At 62.2% G+C, this 23242-nt stretch carries 21 protein-coding genes; 8 read left to right on the top strand and 13 right to left on the bottom strand.

The features are described 5' to 3' along the window. Positions 1-5 precede the first annotated feature (5 nt). The gene (locus tag AC1M7R_RS20985) at positions 6-281 is read right to left on the bottom strand and encodes a hypothetical protein (RefSeq protein ID WP_072388903.1); all 276 of its coding nucleotides are present in this window, start codon (positions 279-281) and stop codon (positions 6-8) included. A gap of 135 nt (positions 282-416) precedes the next feature. On the opposite strand from AC1M7R_RS20985, the gene nhaR reads away from it, so the two are divergent. Further along, a complete protein-coding gene (gene nhaR, locus AC1M7R_RS20980) occupies positions 417-1316 on the top strand; it encodes a transcriptional activator NhaR (protein ID WP_337349322.1) in 900 nt (299 codons plus the stop codon). Here nhaR and AC1M7R_RS20975 read toward each other — a convergent pair. Then, entirely contained in the window at positions 1252-2445 is a 1194-nt protein-coding gene (locus tag AC1M7R_RS20975; protein WP_231991092.1) for an MFS transporter, read from the bottom strand. The two genes, nhaR and AC1M7R_RS20975, sit on opposite strands and share 65 nt — an antisense overlap. Positions 2446-2725: 280 nt before the next feature. Here AC1M7R_RS20975 and sstT point away from each other — a divergent pair, with 280 nt between their 5' ends. Further along, the gene (gene sstT / locus AC1M7R_RS20970; protein WP_072388907.1) at positions 2726-3958 is read left to right on the top strand and encodes a serine/threonine transporter SstT; all 1233 of its coding nucleotides are present in this window, start codon (positions 2726-2728) and stop codon (positions 3956-3958) included. A gap of 169 nt (positions 3959-4127) precedes the next feature. On the opposite strand, the gene AC1M7R_RS20965 is transcribed toward sstT, so the two are convergent. Beyond that, complete coding sequence (locus AC1M7R_RS20965) at positions 4128-4637, bottom strand: DUF1993 domain-containing protein (RefSeq protein ID WP_072388909.1); 510 nt, start codon at positions 4635-4637, stop codon at positions 4128-4130. A gap of 130 nt (positions 4638-4767) precedes the next feature. On the opposite strand from AC1M7R_RS20965, the gene AC1M7R_RS20960 reads away from it, so the two are divergent. Next, positions 4768-5415, top strand: a complete 648-nt coding sequence (locus AC1M7R_RS20960; RefSeq protein ID WP_072388911.1) for a YceH family protein — start codon at positions 4768-4770, stop codon at positions 5413-5415. Between the two features lie 17 nt (positions 5416-5432). Here AC1M7R_RS20960 and AC1M7R_RS20955 read toward each other — a convergent pair whose 3' ends face one another. Beyond that, complete coding sequence (locus tag AC1M7R_RS20955) at positions 5433-6254, bottom strand: shikimate 5-dehydrogenase (RefSeq protein WP_072388913.1); 822 nt, start codon at positions 6252-6254, stop codon at positions 5433-5435. Between the two features lie 176 nt (positions 6255-6430). Here AC1M7R_RS20955 and AC1M7R_RS20950 point away from each other — a divergent pair, with 176 nt between their 5' ends. Beyond that, positions 6431-6781: a hypothetical protein gene (locus AC1M7R_RS20950; protein ID WP_072388915.1), complete on the top strand. Its 351-nt coding sequence runs from the start codon at positions 6431-6433 to the stop codon at positions 6779-6781. Between the two features lie 76 nt (positions 6782-6857). Here AC1M7R_RS20950 and AC1M7R_RS20945 read toward each other — a convergent pair whose 3' ends face one another. The 6 genes from AC1M7R_RS20945 to AC1M7R_RS20920 all read right to left on the bottom strand — a co-directional run bounded on the left by AC1M7R_RS20945 (position 6858) and on the right by AC1M7R_RS20920 (position 15642). After that, the gene (locus AC1M7R_RS20945) at positions 6858-8378 is read right to left on the bottom strand and encodes a nucleobase:cation symporter-2 family protein (protein ID WP_072388917.1); all 1521 of its coding nucleotides are present in this window, start codon (positions 8376-8378) and stop codon (positions 6858-6860) included. A gap of 306 nt (positions 8379-8684) precedes the next feature. Next, entirely contained in the window at positions 8685-9503 is an 819-nt protein-coding gene (locus AC1M7R_RS20940; protein WP_072430376.1) for an arylamine N-acetyltransferase family protein, read from the bottom strand. Between the two features lie 115 nt (positions 9504-9618). After that, on the bottom strand, positions 9619-10413 hold the full coding sequence (xth, locus tag AC1M7R_RS20935) for an exodeoxyribonuclease III (RefSeq protein WP_490610493.1): 795 nt from the start codon (positions 10411-10413) through the stop codon (positions 9619-9621). A 68-nt stretch (positions 10414-10481) separates the two neighbouring features. Then, positions 10482-13058: a bifunctional diguanylate cyclase/phosphodiesterase gene (locus tag AC1M7R_RS20930; RefSeq protein ID WP_072430374.1), complete on the bottom strand. Its 2577-nt coding sequence runs from the start codon at positions 13056-13058 to the stop codon at positions 10482-10484. 76 nt (positions 13059-13134) lie between these two features. After that, positions 13135-14706 carry a sensor domain-containing diguanylate cyclase gene (locus AC1M7R_RS20925; RefSeq protein ID WP_072388925.1) on the bottom strand — a complete coding sequence of 524 codons (1572 nt, stop codon included), beginning with the start codon at positions 14704-14706 and terminating at the stop codon, positions 13135-13137. Between the two features lie 276 nt (positions 14707-14982). After that, a complete protein-coding gene (locus AC1M7R_RS20920; protein ID WP_072430373.1) occupies positions 14983-15642 on the bottom strand; it encodes a ribonuclease T2 family protein in 660 nt (219 codons plus the stop codon). A gap of 183 nt (positions 15643-15825) precedes the next feature. Here AC1M7R_RS20920 and chrA point away from each other — a divergent pair, with 183 nt between their 5' ends. The 3 genes from chrA to AC1M7R_RS20905 all read left to right on the top strand — a co-directional run bounded on the left by chrA (position 15826) and on the right by AC1M7R_RS20905 (position 19070). Beyond that, positions 15826-17172 carry a chromate efflux transporter gene (chrA, locus tag AC1M7R_RS20915; protein WP_072430372.1) on the top strand — a complete coding sequence of 449 codons (1347 nt, stop codon included), beginning with the start codon at positions 15826-15828 and terminating at the stop codon, positions 17170-17172. Between the two features lie 174 nt (positions 17173-17346). Further along, on the top strand, positions 17347-18495 hold the full coding sequence (locus tag AC1M7R_RS20910) for a mechanosensitive ion channel family protein (RefSeq protein ID WP_072388931.1): 1149 nt from the start codon (positions 17347-17349) through the stop codon (positions 18493-18495). A gap of 86 nt (positions 18496-18581) precedes the next feature. Beyond that, positions 18582-19070 carry a hypothetical protein gene (locus AC1M7R_RS20905; RefSeq protein ID WP_490609890.1) on the top strand — a complete coding sequence of 163 codons (489 nt, stop codon included), beginning with the start codon at positions 18582-18584 and terminating at the stop codon, positions 19068-19070. Between the two features lie 120 nt (positions 19071-19190). Here the strand turns inward: AC1M7R_RS20905 and AC1M7R_RS20900 are convergent, their stop codons facing one another. Beyond that, the gene (locus AC1M7R_RS20900) at positions 19191-20414 is read right to left on the bottom strand and encodes an MFS transporter (protein ID WP_256327591.1); all 1224 of its coding nucleotides are present in this window, start codon (positions 20412-20414) and stop codon (positions 19191-19193) included. Positions 20415-20617: 203 nt separating this feature from the next. On the opposite strand from AC1M7R_RS20900, the gene AC1M7R_RS20895 reads away from it, so the two are divergent. Beyond that, positions 20618-21535 carry an AraC family transcriptional regulator gene (locus tag AC1M7R_RS20895; protein ID WP_490609889.1) on the top strand — a complete coding sequence of 306 codons (918 nt, stop codon included), beginning with the start codon at positions 20618-20620 and terminating at the stop codon, positions 21533-21535. Between the two features lie 21 nt (positions 21536-21556). Here the strand turns inward: AC1M7R_RS20895 and AC1M7R_RS20890 are convergent, their stop codons facing one another. Beyond that, complete coding sequence (locus tag AC1M7R_RS20890) at positions 21557-22444, bottom strand: LysR family transcriptional regulator (protein WP_072388939.1); 888 nt, start codon at positions 22442-22444, stop codon at positions 21557-21559. 4 nt (positions 22445-22448) lie between these two features. Further along, the gene (locus tag AC1M7R_RS20885; protein WP_072430368.1) at positions 22449-23135 is read right to left on the bottom strand and encodes a cysteine hydrolase family protein; all 687 of its coding nucleotides are present in this window, start codon (positions 23133-23135) and stop codon (positions 22449-22451) included. Positions 23136-23242 lie beyond the last annotated feature (107 nt).

The following is a 23242-nucleotide window of genomic DNA, read 5'->3' as shown; positions in this document are numbered from 1 at the left end:
ACGGGTTAGATGGCTTGGGTGGAAGATTTGGGTTCAGCTGCCGATTCGTCAGCCTCGTCCGCCGGTTCTTTCTTTGGACTGATCAGGCCGCCCGTGGCCTCGTTCAGCGCCTGCTCGGCGGCCTTGTGGGTGTCGTCGATGGCCTTTTTGGCGGTTTCCACTGCCTGTTCCTTCAACTGCTCGGCCAGATGCTGGGCGCTTTTTTCGGCCTGCTCGCAGCCTGCCAGCGTCAGCGAAGACATCGCAAACAGGGCTACAAGCCCCAAGGATCTGAATGTCATTGGATAAAGTGCCTCTCAGAGTAGAGGGAGCACGAAGATGCCCCACCGATGGAGCAGCATTCTAGAGAGACCGATAGTTCAGGGAAATTCGTATTTTCAGCGGTTATACTTCGGTTTTTCCGAATCGGTGCTTCCATGCTCAATTACCGGCAACTGCATTACTTCTGGGTCGTGGCCAAGACAGGCAGCATCGTACGGGCCTGCGAACAACTGAACCTGACTCCACAGACCATCAGCGGGCAGATCTCCCTGTTCGAGCAGACGTACCACATCAAGCTGTTTCGCCGCGTAGGACGCCAGCTGGAACTGACACAAGCCGGTCGCCAGGCGCTGCCCTATGCCGAACAGATGTTCCAGTTGGGAGGCGAGCTGGAGCTCATGCTGCGGGCCCAGCCCAACGAACAACAGGCGCTGTTCCGGGTCGGGGTGGCGGATGTGGTGCCCAAGTCCATTGTCTATCGGCTGTTGGCACCGACCATGGAGTTGAGCGTGCCCCTGCGCATCACTTGTCGCGAAGACAAACTCGAACGGTTGCTGGCGGACCTGGCGATCCAGCGTCTGGACATGGTGATTTCCGACAGCCCGATGCCGACCCACCTGGACATCAAGGGTTACAGTCAGAAACTGGGGGAATGCGGCATCAGCTTCTTTGCCACCACCGCCCTGGCCGAACAGTACGGGCAGGACTTCCCTCGCGGCCTGCAAGACGCCCCCTTGCTGATTCCCGGTCCGGAAACCGTGGTGCGCAGCCGCCTGCAACGCTGGTTCGCCGAGCAGCAGATCCAGCCACGTATCGTCGGCGAATTCGACGACAGCGCGCTGATGCAAGCCTTCGGTCAGTCAGGCAGCGGGATCTTCATCGGCCCGAGCGTGATCGCCGAAGAGGTGATATGCCAGTACGGCGTGCGGGAGATCGGCCGGACCGATGCCGTGAGTGAATCGTTCTATGCCATTTCCGTGGAACGCAAGGTCAGTCATCCGGGCATTGTCGCAATTGCCGAAGGGGCTCGGCGCGAACTGTTTGGCCCTGACTGAACGTCATCAGCAACAAGGCCAGCAGGATCGAGACCAGTATGAACCCGGCCGCCGCGAACCCGACACTGCCCAGGCCCAAGGTATCGATGACGCGTCCACCCACCATCGCCCCCAGGCCGATCCCCAGGTTGGCACCGGCAATGTTCAGCGACGCGGCAAAGGCCGGCGCCTGGGGGGCGGCCTTCATCAGACGCACATGACTGACCAGGAACAGGGCGGCCTGGGTCACGCCCCAGATGCCCATCGCCGCCGCCAGCCCCAGGGTGGAATGAATGCTCGGCACCAATGCCACCATGCCGCCGATCATGAACAGACAGAAGACCATCGAGGCGATCAGCGGATGCCGGTCCACCGCGCGGCCTCCCAGGGAGTTGCCCAACAGCCCCACGGCCCCGAAGCCCATCAGGCACCAACCCACCAGCGTGCCGTCGAAACCGGCGAGACGTTCGAGAATGTCGGCCAGGTAGGTATAGGCCGTGAACATGCCGCTGAACACCAGGATCGACAGCAGGACATGCCCCTGCATCAACGGGCTGCGCAGGATCTTGAACTGCGAGCGGAAGCTCACCTGATGCAGGTGCAGGCTGGTTTTCGGCAGATAGACGAACAGCAGCAACGCCTTGGCAAAGGCGATGACCGCCAGGATCGCGAAAGCACTGCGCCAGCCGAACATGTCGGAAATCAGTGTGCCCACTGGAATCCCGAATACCGTGGCGCAGACGATGCCGAATCCGATCCGGGCTATGGCGCGCCCGGCATGTTGCGGCCCGACGATATCCACGGCCGTTTCGCTGGCCAGTGCCCAGAACACCGGCAAGCCCAGGGCCGGGACCAGCCGGGCGATCGCCATGACCCAGATATCGGGGGCAACGGCCGCCAGTGTGTTGGCCAGTCCGAACATCAGCAGTACGCTAATGAACAGCTTGCGCCGTTCGAAACGGGCGAACCAGGCAGTCAGGAACGGCCCGAACGCCGCCACCGTAAATGCGAAGAGCGTCACCAGCAGCCCGGCCTGGGGAATGCTGACATGCAGGTCGCGGGCAATGGACGGCAGGAGGCCGACAATGATGAACTCCGTGGTCAGCACGGTGAAACCGGCGGCCGACAACAGGAAAATGGGTAACAGCATGCATAACTCCAGCAAAACGACGACACCAGCGTTGGCCCAGGGGCCCGCTGGCGGAATAGAAAGATGAGAAGCCCAAAGCCTAACAGAATGTCCGCGACAGACAAATTCACTTGAACACCGGGTGACGGATCGTCACAGGTCCGTCAGATTTCTTCCCGGGCTGTGCTAAAGTCCGCGCCCTCAAATACGTAACACTCTTCCGGCTCCGCTCATGTGGCCTGCCCGCCTGTTGCCCTGATCGTCGCCCGTTGCTCACAAAAAAAATATCTGGATGGTCGTCATGACTGCTTTATCCCCTTCCCTGTTGCAACGCTTCAAACGCACCGGCCTGGTGACGCAAATCGTCATCGGCCTGATCCTGGGTATCGCCCTGGCCTGGCTGGCGCCGGACGTGGCGAAGTCCACGGCCTTCATCGGCAAGGTCTTCGTGTCCGCGCTCAAGGCCGTGGCGCCAATCCTGGTGTTCGTGCTGGTCATGGCCTCGATCGCCAACCACAAGCACGGCCAGGAAACCCATATCCGGCCGATCCTGTTCCTGTACCTGCTGGGCACCTTCGCCGCGGCCGTGGTCGCGGTGGTAGCCAGTACGCTGTTTCCGTCCAGCCTGGTACTGTCCACCCAGGACGTCGCCGTTACCGCTCCCGGTGGTATCAGCGAAGTGCTGCAGAGCCTGCTGCTCAGCGTGGTGGACAACCCTGTCCGGGCGCTGATGGACGGCAACTTCATCGGCATCCTGGCCTGGGCCATCGGCATGGGGATCGCCATCCGTCATGCCGGCCAGACCACCCGCACCGTACTGGAGGACCTCTCCAACGGCGTGACGGTGATCGTACGCCTGGTGATCAGCTTCGCGCCGCTGGGGATTTTCGGCCTGGTCGCCTCGACCCTGGCGACCTCCGGCTTCAGCGCCCTGCTCGGCTATCTCCATCTGCTGACGGTCCTCATCGGCTGCATGCTGTTCGTCGCGCTGGTGGTCAACCCGCTCATCGTGTTCTGGAAACTGCGTCGCAACCCCTACCCGCTGGTGTTCACCTGCCTGCGCGAGAGTGGCATCACCGCATTCTTCACCCGCAGCTCGGCGGCAAACATCCCGGTCAACCTGGAACTGAGCAAGCGCCTGGGCCTGCACGAGGACACCTACTCGGTATCGATTCCCCTGGGTGCAACCATCAACATGGCGGGCGCCGCCATCACCATCACCGTGCTGACCCTGGCGGCCGTACACACCCTGGGCATCGTGGTGGACGTGCCGACCGCCGTGCTGCTGAGCGTGGTGGCGGCCATCTGCGCCTGCGGTGCGTCCGGCGTGGCCGGCGGATCGCTGTTGCTGATTCCCCTGGCATGCAGCCTGTTCGGCATTCCCAGCGAAATCGCCATGCAGGTCGTGGCCGTCGGTTTCATCATCGGCGTCCTGCAGGATTCGGCGGAAACCGCATTGAACTCGTCTACGGATGTGCTGTTCACGGCGGCGGCTTGCCTGGGTGAAGAAAAGAAGCTCGCACGCACGGCCTGATGCATTGGAAGAATCCCAGCCTGGGCCGTGGATGAACCTGCCCCTTCGCGGGCATGGTCACGCCCATGAAGCTAGACAGGGCCCCCCAGGCCCGGCCCACACCCATCGAAAGTCATGAAAAAGCCCGGGACGGCCCACACCGTCCCGGGCTTTTTCATGCTGCCAGGGCTTAGAACGCGCCCATATAGTCGCGCTTGCCGATTTCCACACCGTTGTGACGCAGCAGTGCGTAAGTGGTGGTGACGTGGAAGAAGAACTGCGGCAGGCCGTAGGTCAGCAGGTAGTTCTGGCCGGTGAAGCGCTTTTCCTTCGGCGTACCCGGACGGGTGACGATCTCGATATTTTCCTTGCCGTCGATCTGCTCGGGGCGGATGCCGTCGATGAAAGCCAGCACCTTGGCGATCAGGGCCTGCAGTTCGGCGAAGGTGGTTTCGCTGTCGTCATATTTCGGCACTTCGATTTCAGCCAGCCGCGCGGAGACGCCCTTGGCGAAATCCACCGCGATCTGCACCTGACGCACCAGCGGGAACATGTCCGGGTACAGCCGGGCCTGCAGGAATGCGTTCGGCTCGATGTTTTTCGCGCTGGCATGGGCTTCGGCCTTGCTCAGGACGTCACTCATGGCGTTGAGCATCTGCTTGAAAACCGGGATGGAAGCGGCGTACAGGGAAATAGTCATGGGGATCTCATGCAGGTGATGGAAAAAAGAGTCTTATCAAGCGTCGGCGATTATAGACACGCTGTCGCGCAGCTTGTCTTTTATTGCGCAAGGATTAGGCTAGGCGGCTTCACAGCATAGGGGACGCGCGATGAGCATCGAAGAACAGGATCAGGCCGAAGCAGCACGGCTCAACAGCACGGAAATCCGCATCCTCGGGGCCCTGATCGAAAAGCAGGCCACCAATCCCGAAACCTACCCACTGACCCTCAACGCCCTGGTTTTGGCCTGCAACCAGAAAACCAGCCGCGAACCGGTGATGAACCTCACCCCAGGCCAGGTTGGCCAGAGCCTGCGGGCGCTGGAGGGCCAGGGTTTCACCCGGCTCGTGATGGGCAGCCGCGCCGACCGTTGGGAACATCGGGTCGAAAAGGCCCTGGAGCTGGTGCCGGCCCAGGTGGTCCTGATGGGGTTGCTGTTCCTGCGCGGTCCGCAAACCGTCAACGAACTGTTGACCCGCAGCGGCCGGATGCACGATTTCGAAGACGCCGAACAAGTGCTGCATCAGCTGGAGCGCCTCATCGCCCGCGGCCTGGCCCTGCTGGTGCCGCGCCAGGCCGGCCAGCGGGAAGATCGATACGTCCATGCCTTGGGCGATCCGGCGGACATCGAGGCGATTCTCGCCGCCCGCCAGCACCCGGTGGAGCGCGGGACGGGCAGCGGCGTGTCGCTGGAACGCATCGAAGAGCTCGAAGCCCGCATCGCGGCGCTGGAAGAGCGGCTGGCCCGGCTGGAATAACCAGGCAAGGCCCGCGTCTAGACCGCGCGGGCGAAGGCCACGGCTTTTTCGAACTGTTCCAGGCTCGGCCGTACACCGGTGTACAGCACGAACTGCTCCAGGGCCTGGATCGCAACCACTTCCAGCCCGGTGATGACGCGCTTGCCTTCGGTTCGAGCGCGCACGATCAACGGTGTTTCCGATGGGATCGCCACCACATCGAACACCGTCTCGGCTGCCGCGATGGCGTCGGCCGAAAACGCCAGCTGATCGGCTTCCGGCCCGCCGCTCATGCCTATCGGCGTGACGTTGATCAGCATCTGCGGCCGCTGCTCGCCCAGCTCCGCTTGCCACTCGTAGCCCAGGGACGCGGCCAGCGCCCGGCCAGCGGTTTCATTGCGGGCAACGATCAGCCCCTTGCGGTAACCGCCATCGCGTAACGCGCTGGCCACGGCCTTGGCCATGCCGCCGCTGCCGCGCAGGGCAAAGGTCGATTCCTTGGGCACGGCATGGGTTTGCAGCAACTGGGCGACGGCGATGTAGTCGGTGTTGTAGGCCTTCAGGTGCCCATCGGTATTGACGATGGTATTGATGGACTGGATCGCGGCGGCGGAAGCATCCAGCTCGTCGACCAGAGCGATGCAGGCCTCCTTGAAGGGCATCGACACCCCGCATCCCCGGATGCCCAGGGCGCGGATCCCACGGACAGCACCTGGCAGGTCCTGGCTGCTGAAAGCCTTGTAGTAGAAATTCAGGCCCAACTGCTCATACAAATGATTATGAAAGCGCAGACCGAAGTTACCGGGGCGCCCCGAGAGGGACATGCACAGCTGGGTGTTCTTGTCGTGATGAAATTGCATGCGTGTTCCTTGCGTTCACTTTCGGACAAACGGATGACCGTCTCGTTGGACCTTACACAATATTTACCCAACGGCGTTGCAGATCCTGGGAAAATCGTTGTCAGAGCAAGTATCCCGGCGACCCTCATCGGGTTTGTTCCAGACCACAGCCGCCGGGGTTGAAACGAGGAACCGACATGAATCGAAAACTCCCCATCATCGCCCTGCTCGTGGGGGCACTCGCGGTCACCGGCCAGGCATCCGCCCATGGTCGCGGTGGTTGGGAGGGGCCCGCAGTGTTCGGCGCAATCGTCGGGTCGGCCATCGTCGGCTCGGCGCTCATCAACCGCGACCGTCCGGTGTATGTGCAGCAGCCGGTCTATGTCCAGCCGCAGCCGGTCTACGTACAGCAGCCACCACCGGTCTATTACCAGCCACAGCCGGTGTATATAGAGCGGCCCATCTATTATCGTCCGGCACCGGTGTATTACGGGCCACCACGGGGCTATTACTACGGCCCACCCCGGGGCCACTACGGTCGCTGGTAACCTGGACCCGGCATAAAAAAACAGCCTGTGACTGGCCAATCACAGGCTGTTTTTTCATGAGCGCTACATCACCCCGTCAGACGTGCTCGCGGCTTTCAAGCCGCACCGGGGCATGCTCTGCCGTCGAATGAGCAGGCTCCGCCACCACGGGGATCTCATTGCCGTCGCAGTCATGCAGCTTGCCATCGCTGAAATAATCGCCTTCGCGCAACGCCGCGAGATCCTGGTAGCGCAACACCCGCTCGGTCCCGGCGGCGAAGACCGACTGCTGGTCGGAATTGCCCGTGGTGAAGTGGTTGAAGGCCAGGTTCAAGACGATCGCCATGATCGCCGAAGAGCTGATGCCCGAATGGAAAATGGTCGCGAACCAGCTGGGGAAATGATCGTAGAAGTTCGGTGCGGCGATGGGAATCATGCCGAAGCCGATGGAGGTGGCGACGATGATCAGGTTGACGTTGTTGCGGTAATCGACTTTCGACAGGGTGCGAATGCCGCTGGCGGCAACGGTACCGAACAAGACGATGCCAGCACCGCCCAGTACCGAGGTCGGAACCGCCGCGATCACCCGCCCCATGAACGGCAGCAGGCCGAGCACCACCAGGAATACCCCGCCGGTGGCCACGACGAAGCGGCTCTTGATCCCGGTCACCGCCACCAGCCCGACGTTCTGGGCAAAGGCGCTCTGGGTAAAGGACCCGAAGATCGGGGCGATCATGCTCGACAGCATGTCGGCCCGCAGGCCATTGCCCAGGCGCCGGGAGTCTACCTTGGTGTCGATGATCTCCCCCACCGCCAGGATGTCGGCAGAGGTCTCCACCAGGGTCACCATGATCACGATGCACATGGACAGGATCGCCGCGATGTGGAACGTGGGCATGCCAAAATGAAACGGTGCGGGGAAGCCGAACATCGGCCCTTCGCTGACGGAAGAAAAATCCGCCATGCCCAGGAACACCGCGATCACGGTGCCGACCACCATGGCCAGCAGGATCGACAGCCGGGAAATGGTCGCGCTGCCCATCTTGCTGAGTAACAGCACCAGCACCAGCGTGACGGCAGCCAGCCCGATGTTCGCCATGCTGCCAAAATCGGCGGCATGGCTGTTGCCCCCCATGGCCCAACGTGCCGCCACCGGCATCAGCGTCAGGCCGATGGTGGTGATCACGATGCCTGTAACCAACGGTGGAAAGAACCGGGTGATGCGTGAAAACACCGGGGTGATCAGCAAACCGATCAAGGATGCGGCGATGACCGCCCCCAGGATGGCCTGGAAACCACCCTCCCCGCCGGTCCCGACAATCGCCACCATGGTCGCGACGCCGGAGAAGGATACGCCTTGCACCAAGGGTAACTGGCACCCGAAGAACGGCAGGCCCAGGGTCTGCAGCAAGGTAGCCAGCCCCCCTGCGAACAGCGACGCCGCAATCAACAGGCCGATGTCCGCCGACGACAGGCCGGCTGCCTGGCCAATGATCAAAGGCACCGCAACGATACCGCCGTACATGGTCAACACATGTTGCAGGCCGTAAGCCATATTCGCGCCGACACCAAGGTTTTCGTCCTCGGGCCGTGGGAGTGAAACATGGGGCGTTTTCATGGTTCGGGGGTTCCCTGTTTTTTGTTATGGGCACACTGTATTCAAAAATCAGGACAAATGTCCAGATAGTTGTATACAACTTTCAGCCCACATCATGACCAAAGGGTCATCACCTCATCCGTGACCCCATTGCCTCCAGGCTCTGCCTGAAAAGCCTCGATACTCGTTCAGGCGGCGGTGAAGACCGGCTCGTGCGCGAGTCGATCGCAATGCTCATTTACTCCAGTAAAAACGAGCGCGACTCCGGCCGTTCCTCGCCGGTTTTCGCCTTGCATGACCTTTGCCTCAAGTCTTTTCAAACAGAGCCTAGAGCAGCCCCTTCACCGCGGGCCGCAGCACTTCTCGCGGCGGAACGCGCAGGCTGAATTCCTCCTCCAGCAGCTCGATCAGTTCATCGGCGTGCGCGATGATCCGTCGCTCGCTCTCTTGTCCCAGCCGGTGCACGGCATAGCTGTTGCCGTTGAGGGTCTTGCGCATGCCGTCTCCCGTGCGGGCCACCATCAGCCGGCCCATGAACGGAGACTCAGGGTGACTGCAGACGTACCAGTTGCCCACGGCGTAGTCGATGTCCTCCTGGCGTTGCAGGTCGAACAGGTACATCGGCCGCCATTCGCCCGCGACGTTGGCTTGCAGCAGGTAGCCGTCCTCATGCACCTCGATGCGGTACGGTTCGTGGGGCGTGGCCTGCACGTCCCGGCTATCGAGCAACAACGGGGCGGTGGGCACCATGCCGCCGAACCCCACATCGGTGATATAGCGCACGCCATCGATGACCACCAAGGTAATGCGGTGGGTACGCGCTGGCCACGCTCCTTGTGAGGCGTTCATCAGAACCCTGCCGGTGATGCCACGAACGTCGAAGCCCAGCTCCAGCAGGAGCGCCATGAACAAGTGATTGAGCTCATAGCAGTAGCCACCGCGACCTTGCTCGAAGACTTTTCGCTCGATCGATTCAAGGTCGATATGCACCGGTTGACGCAGCAGCGTGGAAAGCGTTTCGAAAGGGAACTCGGCGGTGTGGCGCCATTGCAGCTGACGCAATGTCTCGAGGGTCGGTGCGGGTGGGGCGTCGAAGCCCAAGCGATGGAGATAACGGCCCGTATCGCTCAGTCGTGCGGTGTCCATGAGAGTGTCCTTATCCGGTCCGGCGCAGGGCTTGCAGCAAGCTCACTGCAGTTGGCAGCAGGTATAAGGCATTACTTGTGCACCGACAACACCCCGGCCCGCAGGGTTTCGCCCTTCAGCGTCGTTTTCGTGAGGCGAGCCGGATCCAGGTGGGGGCATGATCGCTGGGATGAGGCTGGTTCCTGACCCAGGCGTCTACCCCTGCCTCGCTCAGATAAGGACTGGCCGCCGGGTTGAGCAACAGGTGGTCGATACGCAGCCCGGAGTTCTTCTGCCAGTGCTGACGGAAATAGTCCCAGAAGGTGTAGATCCTCTCCTGCGGATACAGATGGCGCAACGCATCCGTCCAGCCCTGGTCCAGCAGCCGCTGGTAGCACTCCCGGCTTTCAGGCTGCAGCAACGCATCCTTGAGCCAGGAGCGTGGGTTGTAGATGTCCATGTCGGTGGGCACTACGTTGTAGTCCCCCGCCAGCACCACCGGGTGATCGCTGGCCTGCAGGTCCTGGGCGTAGTCGATCAGCCGGTTGAACCACTCCAGCTTGTAATCGAACTTGGGGCCTGGCTGTGGATTGCCGTTGGGCAGGTACAGGCACCCCACCAGGACACCATGCACGGCCGCCTCCAGGTAGCGGCTGTGGCTGTCGGCATCACCGCCGGGCAAGCCCCGGCGGCTCTCCAGGGGTTGCGCATCGCGGGCCAGGATCGCGACACCGTTCCACGACGCCTGGCCATGCCAGATCGATCCATACCCCACCGACTCCAGTTCCGCCGCCGGAAAATCCTTGTCGGCCGCCTTGAGCTCCTGCAGACAGACGATATCGGGGCTCTCCCGCTCCAGCCATTGCAGCAGGTTGGGCAACCGGGCCCGGATGCCATTGATGTTGAAGGTCGCGATCCGCAGGTTTTTCATGGGCCAGAACTCGAATGCCAGGACACTCATGTGTGACCGACAACAAACCGCAGTGGTTGCAACGATGTTCAGGATCCGGTTCTCGACGAGGGCCGAGCACTTTGCAGCAGGTGCGTGAAAGCCGCCTTGTCGATGGGTCGACTGAGGAAATAGCCCTGGACCTCGTGGCATTGGTCCGTTCCCAGCGAACCGAGCTGATCCAGGGTTTCCACCCCTTCGGCCGTGACGGTCAGGCCCATGGCCTTGCCCAGGTTGATGATCGCCTGCACCACCGCGCGGTCGTTGCTGCTGTTGCTCATGGACGCGATGAAACGCTTGTCGATCTTGATGCCATCGAACGGATAGGTGCGCAGGTAGCCGAGTGAAGAATAGCCGGTACCGAAATCGTCCATGTTCAGGCGCACGCCCAGCTCCTTGAGGGCATTCATGACCTGGAGGGCACCGTCCACATCGTTGAGCATCACGTTCTCGGTGATTTCCAGTTCCAGGCGGCTGGCCGGGAAATGGGTTTCGATCAGCACCTGGCGCACATCCTCCACCACATCGCTGCGTTCGAACTGCGCGGGAGAGAGATTGACCGAGACCATCAGGTCCCCCGGCCAGGTCAGCGCGGTTTCGCAAGCCTCGCGCAGCACCCAGCGCGAAAGCGGAACGATGAGATCGGTCTGTTCGGCCATTGGAATGAAGGCATCCGGCCCCAGCAAGCCCTGGCTTGGATGCTGCCAGCGCACCAGGGCCTCGACGGCGACGATCTCGCGACCGTCGACCTTGTAGCGAGGCTGGAAATGCAGGACGAACTCGTTTCTCTTCAAGGCCTGGCGCAGGTCGTTTTCCAGCTGGCGTCGATGCTGGATCTGGTCATTCATGTGCGGGGCAAAGTAGCACCAGGTCTTCTTGCCTTCGGACTTGGCCTGGTACAAGGCGATATCGGCACAACGGATCAACTCACCGGGCACGTAGCCCTGGCGACGGCTCACCGCAATGCCGATGCTGGCGCCGATGTGCAGGGCATGAGTCTCATAGTGGATCGGTTGCTGCAGGCTGTCGATCAGCCGAGCGCAGAACCGATCGATCTCGGTGGTGTTCTCCATGCCGCTGAGAACCACGACGAACTCATCGCCCCCCAACCGCGCCACCAGGTCCTGCTCACGGGTACTGTCGCGCAACCGCTGGGCCACCTCCAGCAGCACCGCGTCGCCGGCCGGATGGCCGAGGGAATCGTTGATCGGCTTGAAGTTGTCCAGATCCACCATCAGCAGGGTCAAGGGTGCGGAATGCTCCTTGGCCAGCAGGGCGTCGTCCAGGTGCCGCGCCAGCTTGTTGCGGTTCGGCAGGCCAGTCAGCGCATCGTGCAATGACAAGTGCTGGACCTGGGCGTGGGCGGCCACCTCGTCGGTGATGTCGCTGGCGGTGCCGCGATACCCCACCACCTCGCCCTTGTCCTGGATCGGCCGCGCCGAAACCCGACAAAAGCGCAATTGCCCGGAGTGATCGCGGTAGGAGCAACGCAGGTTGCTGGCATTGTGTTCCTCCGTCAGGTTGCCCAGCCACAAGGCAATCGGTGTCGTGTCGCAGAACAACAACTGTTCGATGTCCTGCCCCAGCCATTGCCGGTCGGAAAACCCGGTAACGGTACTGAAGCGTCCCGACAGGTAGGTGATGCGACGCTGGCCGTCGATTTCCCAGATCCAGTCGGAAGCCGCCTCGGCCACGGCCCGGAACCGCTCTTCGCTGGCTTCAAGGGCCTGGGCCGATCTCTCCAGGCGATCATGGCTGGCGTCCACATGCCGTGCGGTACGCATGGCGTAGCGGAAAAACCAGGCGGTGAGCAACGCCAGGATCAACAGTGCCGCGCCCAGCGGGGGTACCAGCGACCAGAGCAACTGCCGGCCCGGTCGTTCGAGCCGAGACACCAGGCTGTAGCCGGTACTGTCCAGCGGTACCGCCGGCTGGCCTGGCTCCAGCGTCGTATCCTGCTTGAGATTCAAATCGATCAAGCCGTAGCTCTGGCCCAGCTTGCGCAGCTTGACGGGTGTCAGCTGATCGACAAACAGCAGGATCGACGTGCCCTTGGGATCGATCCGGGGGCGCTCGTCATTGGGCAGGATCACCGCAGCGGTGACGATGGCCGGCCAGCCCTCGAACAAGGTATAGCGGATCCGGGGCGTCGACAGATCGGACTGGTCCTGAAGTTGGTTCATCAGTTCCTGCAACGGCATGTCCATGAAGGCTGACACGTCGGCCTGGACAGGCTGTCCCCGTATCAAGGCGTACTTGGTGCGCTCACGGTCGATGACGAACACGCCTTCGTATTCGTCGTTGGTGAACAGCGTCTTGCCCATGTTCTGTTCGGCGTAGGCCCAGTTCACATCGACCTCGCCATTGAGATGTTCGTATCCCGTGGTCCAGAAGGCGTAGCTGGTGATGTAGTTTTTCGAGGCGGTGATGCGATTTTCCACCGCGCGCTCGGTGTAGAAATGTGTCTTGCGCACATCCTCGGCATCCAGGTCGCTGGCGATGTCGAGCAGCGCCGCGACGGTCAACAGCACGCCGACGACGAACAGCCCCGCAACGGCGGCCACCAGGCGACGGGTAATGGGGGTATGGCGCATGACGTTTGAAGGCGTATCGGCAGAAGTGTCCATTCACCTGCTCCTGTACATCGACCCTGACTTCGATGTGCAGTTGACCGTCTTCAGCGGTCGATGACTCCAACGAACCTCAACGGTCGGATCGCTCCAGCACACCGCGCCCATCTTCCGTCGACCACACCGCCACGCGATTGCGGCCGCTGTGCTTGGCCTGGTAAAGCGCGGCATCGGCCCTCTGGATGAAGACTTCGGTACTGTCCAGGCTGCTGGGCACGAAGGCATAGCAGCCCAGGCTCACCGTCAGGTAGCCGGTCGGGGAGCCGGAATGGGTGATGTGTTTCTCGATCAGGCTGCTGCGGATCTGCTCGGCCAGCGTCACGGCGCCCTGCAGGTTGGTGTCGGGCAGCAACACGGCGAACTCCTCCCCTCCGTAACGCACCGCCAGGTCGGCCTTGCGATGGCAGCAGCTCTTGAGGACCTTCGCCACTTCGGCCAGGCAATGGTCCCCGGCCACGTGCCCGTAGGTATCGTTGTAGCGCTTGAAGAAGTCGATATCGAGCAGGATCAGGCTCAACGAACTGCGCTGGCGTGCGCCCCGGCCAAATTCGATGTCAAGGGCCCGCTCGAACAATCGCCGGTTCGCCAGCCCGGTCAGGCTGTCGTGGGTGGCGATCAATCGCAAGGTTTCCTGGGCCTTGCGCAGGTCGGCCTCGATCCGCTCGTTGTTACGCACCTGGCGTACGAATACCCAGCCGAACAGGCAGATACCGGTAACCACCAGGGCCACGATGAGGCTGGATTGAAAGGCCTTGGCATACCAGCCCGCCAGGATCGACTGCTTGGACATCGCGACCGTGACCATCAGCGGATAGGCCTGCAGGTGTTGGTGGTCATAGAGCCGGACGACGCCGTCGGTGGTGGAGCGGATCATCGCGCTGTGAGGCTGCGTACCAGCCAGGTCATGCCGGAACAGACGCTCCTGGGCCAGGGAGCGCCCGATCATCGTCTCGTCGAAAGGCCGGCGGGCCAGCAGGGTTCCATCGGACAAGGTCAGGACCATCTCGCTCTTGTCGTCGAGACTGAAACTTTTGAAGAACCTGTCGAAGTACGACATCTTGATGCCGGCCATGAGCACGCCCTGGAAGTTGCCGTCCTCATCATTCAGGCGCCGCGAAATGGGGATGATCCAGTCGCCGTTTTGCCGGCTGCGGATCGCCGGTCCGATATGGGCGATCAAGGAGGCGTTCTGCTGATGGAAGACGAAGTACTCCCGGTCCGCCACGCCGCTGCCTTTCTTCAGATTGTCGAAGGAGGTGACGACCCACTGCCCGTCCTTGTCGAACAGGAAAAGGCCATGCAACTGCTCCAGCGATTGCACACGCCGAGCGAGTATTTTCTGCAGGCGCGGTTGCAGCGAAGGTCCGAAACCATCGACCTGAATCCAGTCCGTCAGGCTGTCCAGCACCAGGTCGGCCTGACGGAACGTGTCCTGGGCCTGCTGGGCCATGGCCCAGGTCAGGTTGGCCGAAGCGATTCTCGCCGACTCCAGGTCGTGCCGGCGAGACTGCTCCAGTTGCAGGTACAGCAAACCGCACAGGCACAGGCAGACCGCTGCAATAAAGGCCACCGCCGCCTTGAGCAGCGGCAGGCGCTTCAGTGCACCGCCAGGGGTGTGGAGCGGATCATGGATGGGGATAGGCAAGCGAATTCCTGGGGAGGGCAAAACATGAGCGAATCGCTCAAAGCCCCCAATATCCGTGAGCTTAGCCTACCGCCTGTGGGGCGGCAATTTGCCTTAGCGATGAAGGCGATAGATGGCGGGGTTGGATCCAAAAAGCAGGCTCGCAGCACCGATGCGAGCTTGCTTGCGATAGCATCGGACCTGCCCGAATCGCTACCTTCTGACCTGTCGCCTTCGCGGACAAGCCCGCCTCTACAACGGCTGAGGCGGGCCGGCCTCAGGCCGTTTCCGCTGCAATCAGCGTACTGGCGGCACGCGGATTTCTCCGCCCCGGCATTGCGTCCGCACGCCCTTGCCGCATGCACTGAAGCCCAGGTCCTTGTCCATGCACACTCGCACTTCCGACAATTGCGGCCCGCTGCAAATCACGGCGATCCCCTTGTCCGGCATACCGGGATTGCTCTGCCGGAACAGTCGGGCAATCTCCTCGGCCTCGAAATAGTAGGACGAGCTCAGTGGCTGCAACTGTGGCGGAATCTTCACCGCCCCCAGAGCCTTGTCGGAAGCCTCCAGGTAGCCCATCGCGCCGAGGCCGCTGCAAGTGCCGTGCTTGGACCATTCATGCTCCATCAGTTTCGGCGTGGGGAACAAGGTCAGGCCCTTGTCCCGCTCGGCTGCCGTCAATGGCACCCGCGGCGCGCAAGACTGTGGCCAGCCGCCCTTGGCGTATTGCGGCCAGAGCCCATGGAGCACGAAACCGTAGCCCTTGCCGGAGCATTGCGAATCGCTCGGGTGTGTGAGGCAGAAAGTCGGCGACCAGGACAGTGCCAGCACGTAATAATCGAATACGCCCGCGACGGATTCCGCCCGAGCATTGCGCGACTCCCGGGCATTGCCCGTGTGGATGCAGCCCAGTGTAAAGGCGAGCAGCACCGCGATTGCAAAACGTTGTTTCATTGACCCACTCCTTGGGTAGCGATGGAAATAATCATGACGACGACTCGGCCGGCGATTGTGCCAGGGTTGTGTTTCAACCCCATGAAAGGACGAGTTTTTTACAGGTAAACCTTGCCCGGGGCTATTCAAATTGCATGGCGCCCCCTAACGTAGACCGTCCCCGGCCTCAAGCACCCATCGCCCATGAACATCCAGCCCCCAATCGCCGACGCCCCTTCGGCTGTCAGCCTGCGCGAAGCCTTCTGGTTCTGGCTCAAGTTGGGCTTCATCAGTTTCGGCGGACCGGCGGGACAGATTTCGATCATGCATCAGGAACTGGTGGAGCGTCGCCGCTGGATTTCCGAGCGGCGTTTCCTGCATGCCCTGAACTATTGCATGCTGCTGCCGGGCCCCGAGGCGCAGCAATTGGCGACCTACCTGGGCTGGCTGATGCACCGGACCTGGGGTGGGGTCATCGCCGGGGCGCTGTTCGTATTGCCTTCGCTGTTCATCCTCATCACGTTGTCCTGGCTGTATGTCGCCTTTGGCGAAGTACCGGTGGTGGCGGGCATTTTCTATGGCATCAAGCCGGCCGTGACGGCGATCGTCGTGCATGCAGCCCACCGTATAGGCTCCCGCGCCCTCAGGAACAACTGGCTGTGGGCAATCGCCGCTGCGTCGTTCACCGCGATATTTGCCTGCAACCTGCCCTTCCCGCTGATTGTGCTGGGGGCGGCTGTGATCGGTTACCTGGGAGGCCGTTGGGCACCGGAAAAATTCAGCCTGGGGGGACACGATACCGGGCATCGCTCCTTCGGCAGCGCCTTGATCGACGACGATACCCCTCCCCCGGAGCATGCCCGGTTCAGCGTCGGCAGGCTCACCCGGCTGGTCATCGTCGGCGCGCTACTCTGGACGTTACCCATGGGCCTGTTGACCCTGGCGTTCGGCTGGGGAGGCACGCTTACGCAAATGGCCTGGTTCTTCACCAAGGCTGCCTTGCTGACCTTCGGTGGCGCCTATGCGGTCTTGCCCTACGTCTACCAGGGCGCAGTCGCACACTTCGGCTGGTTGACACCGGCCCAGATGATCGACGGCCTGGCCCTGGGGGAAACCACGCCCGGCCCCTTGATCATGGTGGTGGCGTTCGTCGGTTTCGTCGGCGGCTACGTCACGCAGGTGTTCGGCCCCGAACAGGCTTTCCTCGCTGGCGCCGTCGCGGCCACGCTGGTGACCTGGTTCACCTTCCTGCCCTCGTTCCTGTTCATCCTGGCCGGCGGCCCATTGGTGGAGTCGACCCACAACACCCTGAAATTCACCGCACCGCTGACGGCCATCACCGCGGCGGTGGTCGGCGTGATCCTCAATCTGGCCTGCTTCTTCGGCTACCACGTTCTGTGGCCCAACGGCTTTGCCGGCGCACTGGACTGGCCGTCGGCAATCATTGCAATCCTTGCCACGATCGCTCTGTTCAGGTACCGACGTGGCGTGATTCAGGTCTTGCTGGCGTGCGGGCTGGCCGGGTTGGCGGTGCATCTGTTGCGTCAGTGACTGCAAGCGAAGCCTGGATGCCTGCGGGCAAAAAATTGAACACCCTTTTCCGTTGGTCACCTAATGAAGTTCATGGCCCTGCCACGCCCTCGCGCAACAACGGCAAGGGCTCGAACCAGAACAGCAATGACGCAGTCGCTCGCTGCCTGATTGCCTGGCCCAGGTGACCGATCCATGGAATCAAACGCTCTCGACATCCTCACCACCACCCAATTGCTGGGGATCTCCATCGCCAACTGGCTGCTCGCATCGGGCGTGATGACGGTGAGTTTTATCGTCGCCCGGGCAGGCATCGGCTTCCTGCTGCGCAAGGTAGAGGTCCTGGCACAGAAGCCCAACGCCCACGTCAGTCACATCGCCGTCGAGGTATTGTCCAGCACCAGCAATACGCTGTTGTTGCTGGCTTCGATCCTCATCGGTGTCGGTGTGCTGGACCTGCCCGAGCGTTGGCTGGGCCGCGTCAGCAGCCTCTGGTTCGTGGTGGCCGCCCTGCAGGTCGGCCTGTGGGCCAACCGGGCGATCGCCCTCACGCTCCTGCATTATTTCGCTCGCCACAGCCACAGCGACATTCATCAGAAAAGCGCCTTGGCAACCCTGAGCCTGTGGGGCGCCAAGGTGTTCCTCTGGGCCGTGGTGCTGCTGGCCATGCTCTCCAACCTGGGTGTGAACATCACCGCGTTCGTCGCCAGCCTCGGGGTCGGGGGAATCGCGGTGGCCCTGGCTGTGCAGAACATCCTCGGAGACCTGTTCGCCTCGCTGTCCATCGCCGTGGACAAGCCTTTCGAGGTCGGCGACTTCATCGTCGTGGGCTCCCTGGCCGGTACGGTGGAACATGTCGGCCTGAAAACCACACGGATCCGCAGCCTGAGCGGCGAACAGATCGTGATGGCCAACGCCCAGATGATCAGCATCACCATCCAGAACTACAAGCGTCTGCAGGAACGACGCATCGTCTTCGAGTTCGCCCTGCCCCACGAATGCTCGATCGAACAGATCAAGCAGGTGCCGGCCATTGTCGAGCGCATCATCAGGGCCCAGGAAAAGACCCGCTTCGACCGCTCCCACTTTCGCGGTTTTGGCGAAAGTGCGCTGGAGTTCGAGACGGTCTATATCGTGCTGGACCCCAGCTACAACATCTACATGGATATCCAGCAGGCAATCAACCTCGGCATGATGCAAGCATTCGCCGAAATCGGCGTACGCCTGGCCACACCGGCGCGCACCGTCCACGTGGCCTCGTTGCCGGACATGCCGCAGCGCTCCACAGACACCGGACACGACACCTCGATGCAGAACTCGCCAGCGTATGGCGCGCGGCATTGACCAGACAACGTCGCTTCATGACCCAACGCAATGAGCCCCCTTGCCCTTGAGCTAAGCTTTTTGCATCACAACGACAGGGAATCGACATGAACAAGGCAGACGCGCTCGCGGCGAAATTGCGGCACACCCGGCAAACCCGCGCCGACACCGACAACTGCGCCGACCTGGCCATCGAACACTGGCCCGCCCAGGTCTACGAGTTGTACCGCCAGATCGAAACCTGGCTGGCGCCGGTCTGCGAGGCCGGCCTGAACATCCGGCGCAACCCCACCCATGTATTTGAAAGCCACTCCAGCGGTTCGACCTACCATTACGCCATCGACCAGTTGGTGATGGAAGGCAACCACCATCGTATCGAGCTCGACCCGATCGCCCGCTTCTCTTCCAGGGGCGAAGGCTGTATCGAGGTTCACATGAAAGGTCAGACCCACTGCATCCTTCGTACTGTCGGCGAGCACGGTGAATCGCTCTGGCATCTTCAGGCTGCGCAGCCGCCAGCGCAGTCGCGCCCCGAGCTGTTGACGCTGGATGAGGACCGCCTGCTCACGTTGGTGGAGCAAGGCTTGGGGCTTTGATGCAAGCCGGGCGCTTCGACGCAGGCAGCAACCGCCCCGAGGTCACGGCTCGCTTCTGCCAGAAAGGCCCAAGGCATTGTCGATAGCGCCTTGGGCCTCACGGTGCCTTCTGGACGTTGCTCAATTCACCACACCGTAATCGGCCGCGTTCGAAGCGCCTGAAGACGCCCGAACCGTCGCTCGTGCGGCCATCAGGGTGAGCATGGCGGCAACCACCAGCACCGCCGCGCTGGTCTCGAAGGTGGCCTGGTAGCCGCTCAGGTCAAACAGGACACCGCCCACCGTCGCGCCCGCCGCAATGGCGAGCTGAACGATCGCCACCATCAGACCACCACCGGCCTCGGCTTCTTCAGGCAACGCCCTGGATAACCAGGTCCACCATCCAACGGGCGCGGCAGTCGCGATCAGACCCCAGAGCGCCAGCAGGACAGTCGTGATCAACACCGACTTACCGAACCCTACGAGCGCAATGGCAATGACCGCCATCACCAGGGGGATGATCACCAGGGTGCGAAACACTCCGTTGCGCAGTAATGCGCCAATCAGGAAGGTGCCGAGCAATCCGGCCAGGCCGATCACCAGCAACATGAACGAAAGCATGGAGACACTCACCTGGGTCACCGATTCAAGGAAAGGTCGCAGATAGGTGAACAACATGAACTGCCCCATGAAGAATGTGCTGACGGCCAGCATGCCCAACGCAATCGGAGGACGGGTCATCAGCGCGAGGACATTGCCCGAGCCCTGCTTCGTCCGGGTCTGCATGGACGGCAGTCGCAGCACAAGCCAGACCAGCGCCACCAGCGCCACCGGCACGATGCAGAAGAAGGCTGCGCGCCAGCCGATGATCGCACCCAGGAAACTGCCCAACGGCGCTGCCACGACGGTCGCCAAGGCGTTGCCGCCGTTGACGAGGGCCAAGGCTCGCGGGACCTGGTCCTGCGGCACGAGTCGCATGGCCGTGGCCGCCGACAGCGACCAGAAGCCGCCGATTGCCACGCCGATCAGCGCACGGCCTGCCATGAACGTCAGATAGCTGGGCGCCAGTGCCACCACGGTCCCGGAAACGATCATCAGGAGGGTCAGCGCCAGCAGCAGCCTCTTGCGATCGACCCGGGCGGCGATGGACGCAATGAACAGGCTGGTGATCAAGGCAAAGGCGCCGGACACGGCAATGCCCTGCCCGGCCTGCCCCTCGCTGACCTGAAGGTCCGCCGCGATCGGCGTCAGCAGGCTGACCGGCAGAAACTCGGAAGCAACGAGGGCGAACGCGGCCAGCGACATGGCGAATACCGCGCTCCAGGCGGGTGGGGTTTGGGTTTTCATCCAATAGCGATCAGTCATCGGGGCTACGTTTACTCCGTCGGCAAGGGGCATGTCATCGATTTGCAAGCGATAGTTTCAGCGCCAGACCCTGATGTCCGGTAATGCATTCCGGTTGAATGCTTGCCTGATCCTGTGAGGCGGTCGGTGCACCATGGGCAGCGCCTGCCGGACGGGTTAATGTTCGCTGCATCACTGTCAACCCGAGATGACTGCAACCCGACATGGCAACCCAGCGCAGCTCCTTGCAAGCAGCACTCGCCGACCTCATCGGCGCACGGACGCCCCACACCGGCGACTTCCAGACGCCCATCGCCGGCCTGGGCTTGTTTCGACGTGAAGCCCCGGCGCCGCCGGCCATTTGCATGATCGAGCCGAGCATCGTGCTGGTGGCCCAAGGCGTGAAGCAGATCTGGATCGGCGGCCAGGCCTATGGCTACGACAATACGCGCCTGCTCATGACCTCCCTGGACCTGCCCGCCAACTCGGAAGTGCTCCAGGCGAGCCCGGAACAGCCCTGCCTGGGCCTGCTCATGAAGCTCGACTTGCGCCTGGTGGCCGACCTGATTGCCCAGGACAGCATGGCACCGTCCCGTGACAGGCCCTCCGGGATTGGCGCGAGCATTGGCCAGGCGACGCCGGATTTTCTCGCACCGTTCGTACGCCTGCTGGCCCTGCTGGACGAACCCGAAGCGATCCCGGTGCTGGCGCCGCTGATCCAGCGCGAGATCCACTACCGACTGTTGATCAGCGACCAGGCGGCCCGGCTGCGCCAGATTGCGTCCGTCGACAGCCAGGGCTACCGCATCGCCAAGGCCATCGACTGGCTGAAGTTGAACTACACCGACCCTATCCGCGTGGAAGACCTTGCGGCGAGGGTGCAGATGAGCCCACCGACTTTCCACCATCATTTCCGCCAGCTCACCGCGATGAGCCCGCTTCAATACCAGAAATGGCTGCGATTGAACGAAGCCAAGCGCCTGATGCTCGACGAAAACATGGACGTGGCCAGCGCGGCCTCGAAAGTGGGCTATGAAAGCCCCTCTCAGTTCAGCCGCGAATATGGTCGCCTGTTCGGCCTGCCGCCCAAGCGGGACATCGCGGCGTCGCGGGAGGCCGGTCGCGATATCAGCGTGGTCTGACAGCCAGAACCTGCCAGGGCATCAGCTCTTGTCGCGGTAATACTCCGCCATATGCTCGACGAACGCCCGGACCTTGGCCGGCAGGTGACGAGCATGAGGATAGAGCGCATAACAATGCCTCGACCCCAGGGTGTAGTCCGGCAGGATCCGCACCAACCTCCCCGCCAGCAGGTCGTCCTGTACCGTCGCCAGGGTAAACGCTGCGATGCCTGTACCAGCCAGGGCGCCGGCGTGCAGAGCGGTGATGGTGTCCGAATGAAAGAAACTGGCGCAATCCCAACTGAACGACTCCCCTTCTTCGTTCACCAGCGACCAGCGGGTCGCCGACGCGTAGGTCAGGAGCCGATGTGCGTCCAGTTCAACCACGCTCCGAGGCAGGCCATGCTCGAACACGTAAGCCGGCGCCGCGACCAGCACTTGCGGCGACACGCCGAGCAAGCGGGCGACCAGGCTGCTGTCGGCCAGCGGACCGCAGATGCGCAACGCCACATCGAAACCGTCGGCCACCAGGTCGACCAGCGGGTCGGAGCAGGACAGATCAATCCGGATGTCTGGATAGCGCTGTTGGAAAGCCGGCAGCCAGCGGCCCAGTTCCAAGGTACCCAGGGTCAGCGGGACGCTGATCCGAAGCAACCCGGAGGGACGTTCATGTTCCTGCGTCACGGCTTGGGACGCCGCGTCGACGCGATCCAGAATGTCCACGCAAGCGGCGTAATAGCGCTCCCCGGCTGCGGTGAGGCTCATGCGCCGGGTGTTGCGATTGAGCAGACGCACGCCCAGCGCGGATTCCAGCTGCTGCAAATGCCGCGAGACGGAAGAGTGGGTTGTATCGAGCCGCTCGGCCGCCGCCGAAAACCCTTGGGCCTCCACGATGCAGCGGAACACGCGCATGGCGAGCATCTGGTTCATGGCGTCAGCGCACCGGTAGTTTGAGGATCCGGGCAGTGGTCATGACATCGCCGAAAGTGTCCTCGACTTCGGCCAGCGCGGCTTTGTGCAACGCATCCTTGTCGATGGAGTCACCGTTGGTTCGGGTAATGGCACGGGTGGCCGATGCGTCGGACGCGACCAGCACGTTGTAACCCAGTGGCGCGGCGTCACGGGCGGCGCCGGCGACACAGGCGTGGGTCATGAGGCCGGAGATGATCAGGTTTTCGATACCGGCGCGCTTCAAGCGCTTGTCCAGGTCGGTACTGCCAAAGACGCTAACAGTGGTTTTCTGCAATACCTCATCCCTGGCCCTGGGCTGCATCTGCGGATGGAACTTCACGCCTTCACCCCCCTGGGCAAACACTGCCGATCCTGAGGGTGCAATGTGTTGAATGTGATAGACCGGCATTTTGTGCTCGTCGGCGAATGCAATCAGCTCACGGGCCTTGTCCAGCGCCGCTACGCCATCGGGAATCGGCATCTTGCCAGTGAAGTATTCGTTCTGGAAATCGATGATCAGTAACGCGGTCTTACCGGCGGGCAATTGGCTCACCGCCTGGGCACCCGACATGGCGCGGATGGTTGGATTGCTTTCAGCCAATGCCCCGGCACTGGCGATAATGCCGGAAAATGCACAGGCGGTGAGAAAACGGCGAGTAAAACGTTGCATGGAGAATTCCTTCTGGACAATGGACGAAGGAATGCTAGGGGGACCGGCGGAAATGGAACACAGCGCGGCCGAGACAGGACATGTTTGATTCTTGCACAAATGACGGC

The organism is Pseudomonas sp. MS01C9 (assembly GCF_058202755.1).
The sequence above is the reverse complement of the archived record's forward strand: the minus strand, read 5'-3'. Positions and strand labels throughout refer to the sequence as shown.

Excerpts from the sequence above, each read along its gene's own strand:
- AC1M7R_RS20945 (WP_072388917.1), bottom strand. The coding sequence starts at position 8,378 with ATGAAAACGCCCCATGTTTCACTCCCACGGCCCGAGGACGAAAACCTT.
- AC1M7R_RS20985 (WP_072388903.1), bottom strand. The coding sequence starts at position 281 with ATGACATTCAGATCCTTGGGGCTTGTAGCCCTGTTTGCGATGTCTTCG.
- xth (WP_490610493.1), bottom strand. The coding sequence starts at position 10,413 with ATGAAAAACCTGCGGATCGCGACCTTCAACATCAATGGCATCCGGGCC.
- AC1M7R_RS20930 (WP_072430374.1), bottom strand. The coding sequence starts at position 13,058 with ATGGACACTTCTGCCGATACGCCTTCAAACGTCATGCGCCATACCCCC.
- AC1M7R_RS20955 (WP_072388913.1), bottom strand. The coding sequence starts at position 6,254 with ATGCAATTTCATCACGACAAGAACACCCAGCTGTGCATGTCCCTCTCG.
- AC1M7R_RS20920 (WP_072430373.1), bottom strand. The coding sequence starts at position 15,642 with ATGAAACAACGTTTTGCAATCGCGGTGCTGCTCGCCTTTACACTGGGC.
- AC1M7R_RS20940 (WP_072430376.1), bottom strand. The coding sequence starts at position 9,503 with ATGGACACCGCACGACTGAGCGATACGGGCCGTTATCTCCATCGCTTG.
- nhaR (WP_337349322.1), top strand. The coding sequence starts at position 417 with ATGCTCAATTACCGGCAACTGCATTACTTCTGGGTCGTGGCCAAGACA.
- AC1M7R_RS20895 (WP_490609889.1), top strand. The coding sequence starts at position 20,618 with ATGGCAACCCAGCGCAGCTCCTTGCAAGCAGCACTCGCCGACCTCATC.
- AC1M7R_RS20975 (WP_231991092.1), bottom strand. The coding sequence starts at position 2,445 with ATGCTGTTACCCATTTTCCTGTTGTCGGCCGCCGGTTTCACCGTGCTG.
- AC1M7R_RS20960 (WP_072388911.1), top strand. The coding sequence starts at position 4,768 with ATGAGCATCGAAGAACAGGATCAGGCCGAAGCAGCACGGCTCAACAGC.
- AC1M7R_RS20965 (WP_072388909.1), bottom strand. The coding sequence starts at position 4,637 with ATGACTATTTCCCTGTACGCCGCTTCCATCCCGGTTTTCAAGCAGATG.
- AC1M7R_RS20905 (WP_490609890.1), top strand. The coding sequence starts at position 18,582 with ATGAACAAGGCAGACGCGCTCGCGGCGAAATTGCGGCACACCCGGCAA.
- chrA (WP_072430372.1), top strand. The coding sequence starts at position 15,826 with ATGAACATCCAGCCCCCAATCGCCGACGCCCCTTCGGCTGTCAGCCTG.
- sstT (WP_072388907.1), top strand. The coding sequence starts at position 2,726 with ATGACTGCTTTATCCCCTTCCCTGTTGCAACGCTTCAAACGCACCGGC.
- AC1M7R_RS20890 (WP_072388939.1), bottom strand. The coding sequence starts at position 22,444 with ATGAACCAGATGCTCGCCATGCGCGTGTTCCGCTGCATCGTGGAGGCC.
- AC1M7R_RS20910 (WP_072388931.1), top strand. The coding sequence starts at position 17,347 with ATGGAATCAAACGCTCTCGACATCCTCACCACCACCCAATTGCTGGGG.
- AC1M7R_RS20900 (WP_256327591.1), bottom strand. The coding sequence starts at position 20,414 with ATGACTGATCGCTATTGGATGAAAACCCAAACCCCACCCGCCTGGAGC.
- AC1M7R_RS20885 (WP_072430368.1), bottom strand. The coding sequence starts at position 23,135 with ATGCAACGTTTTACTCGCCGTTTTCTCACCGCCTGTGCATTTTCCGGC.
- AC1M7R_RS20950 (WP_072388915.1), top strand. The coding sequence starts at position 6,431 with ATGAATCGAAAACTCCCCATCATCGCCCTGCTCGTGGGGGCACTCGCG.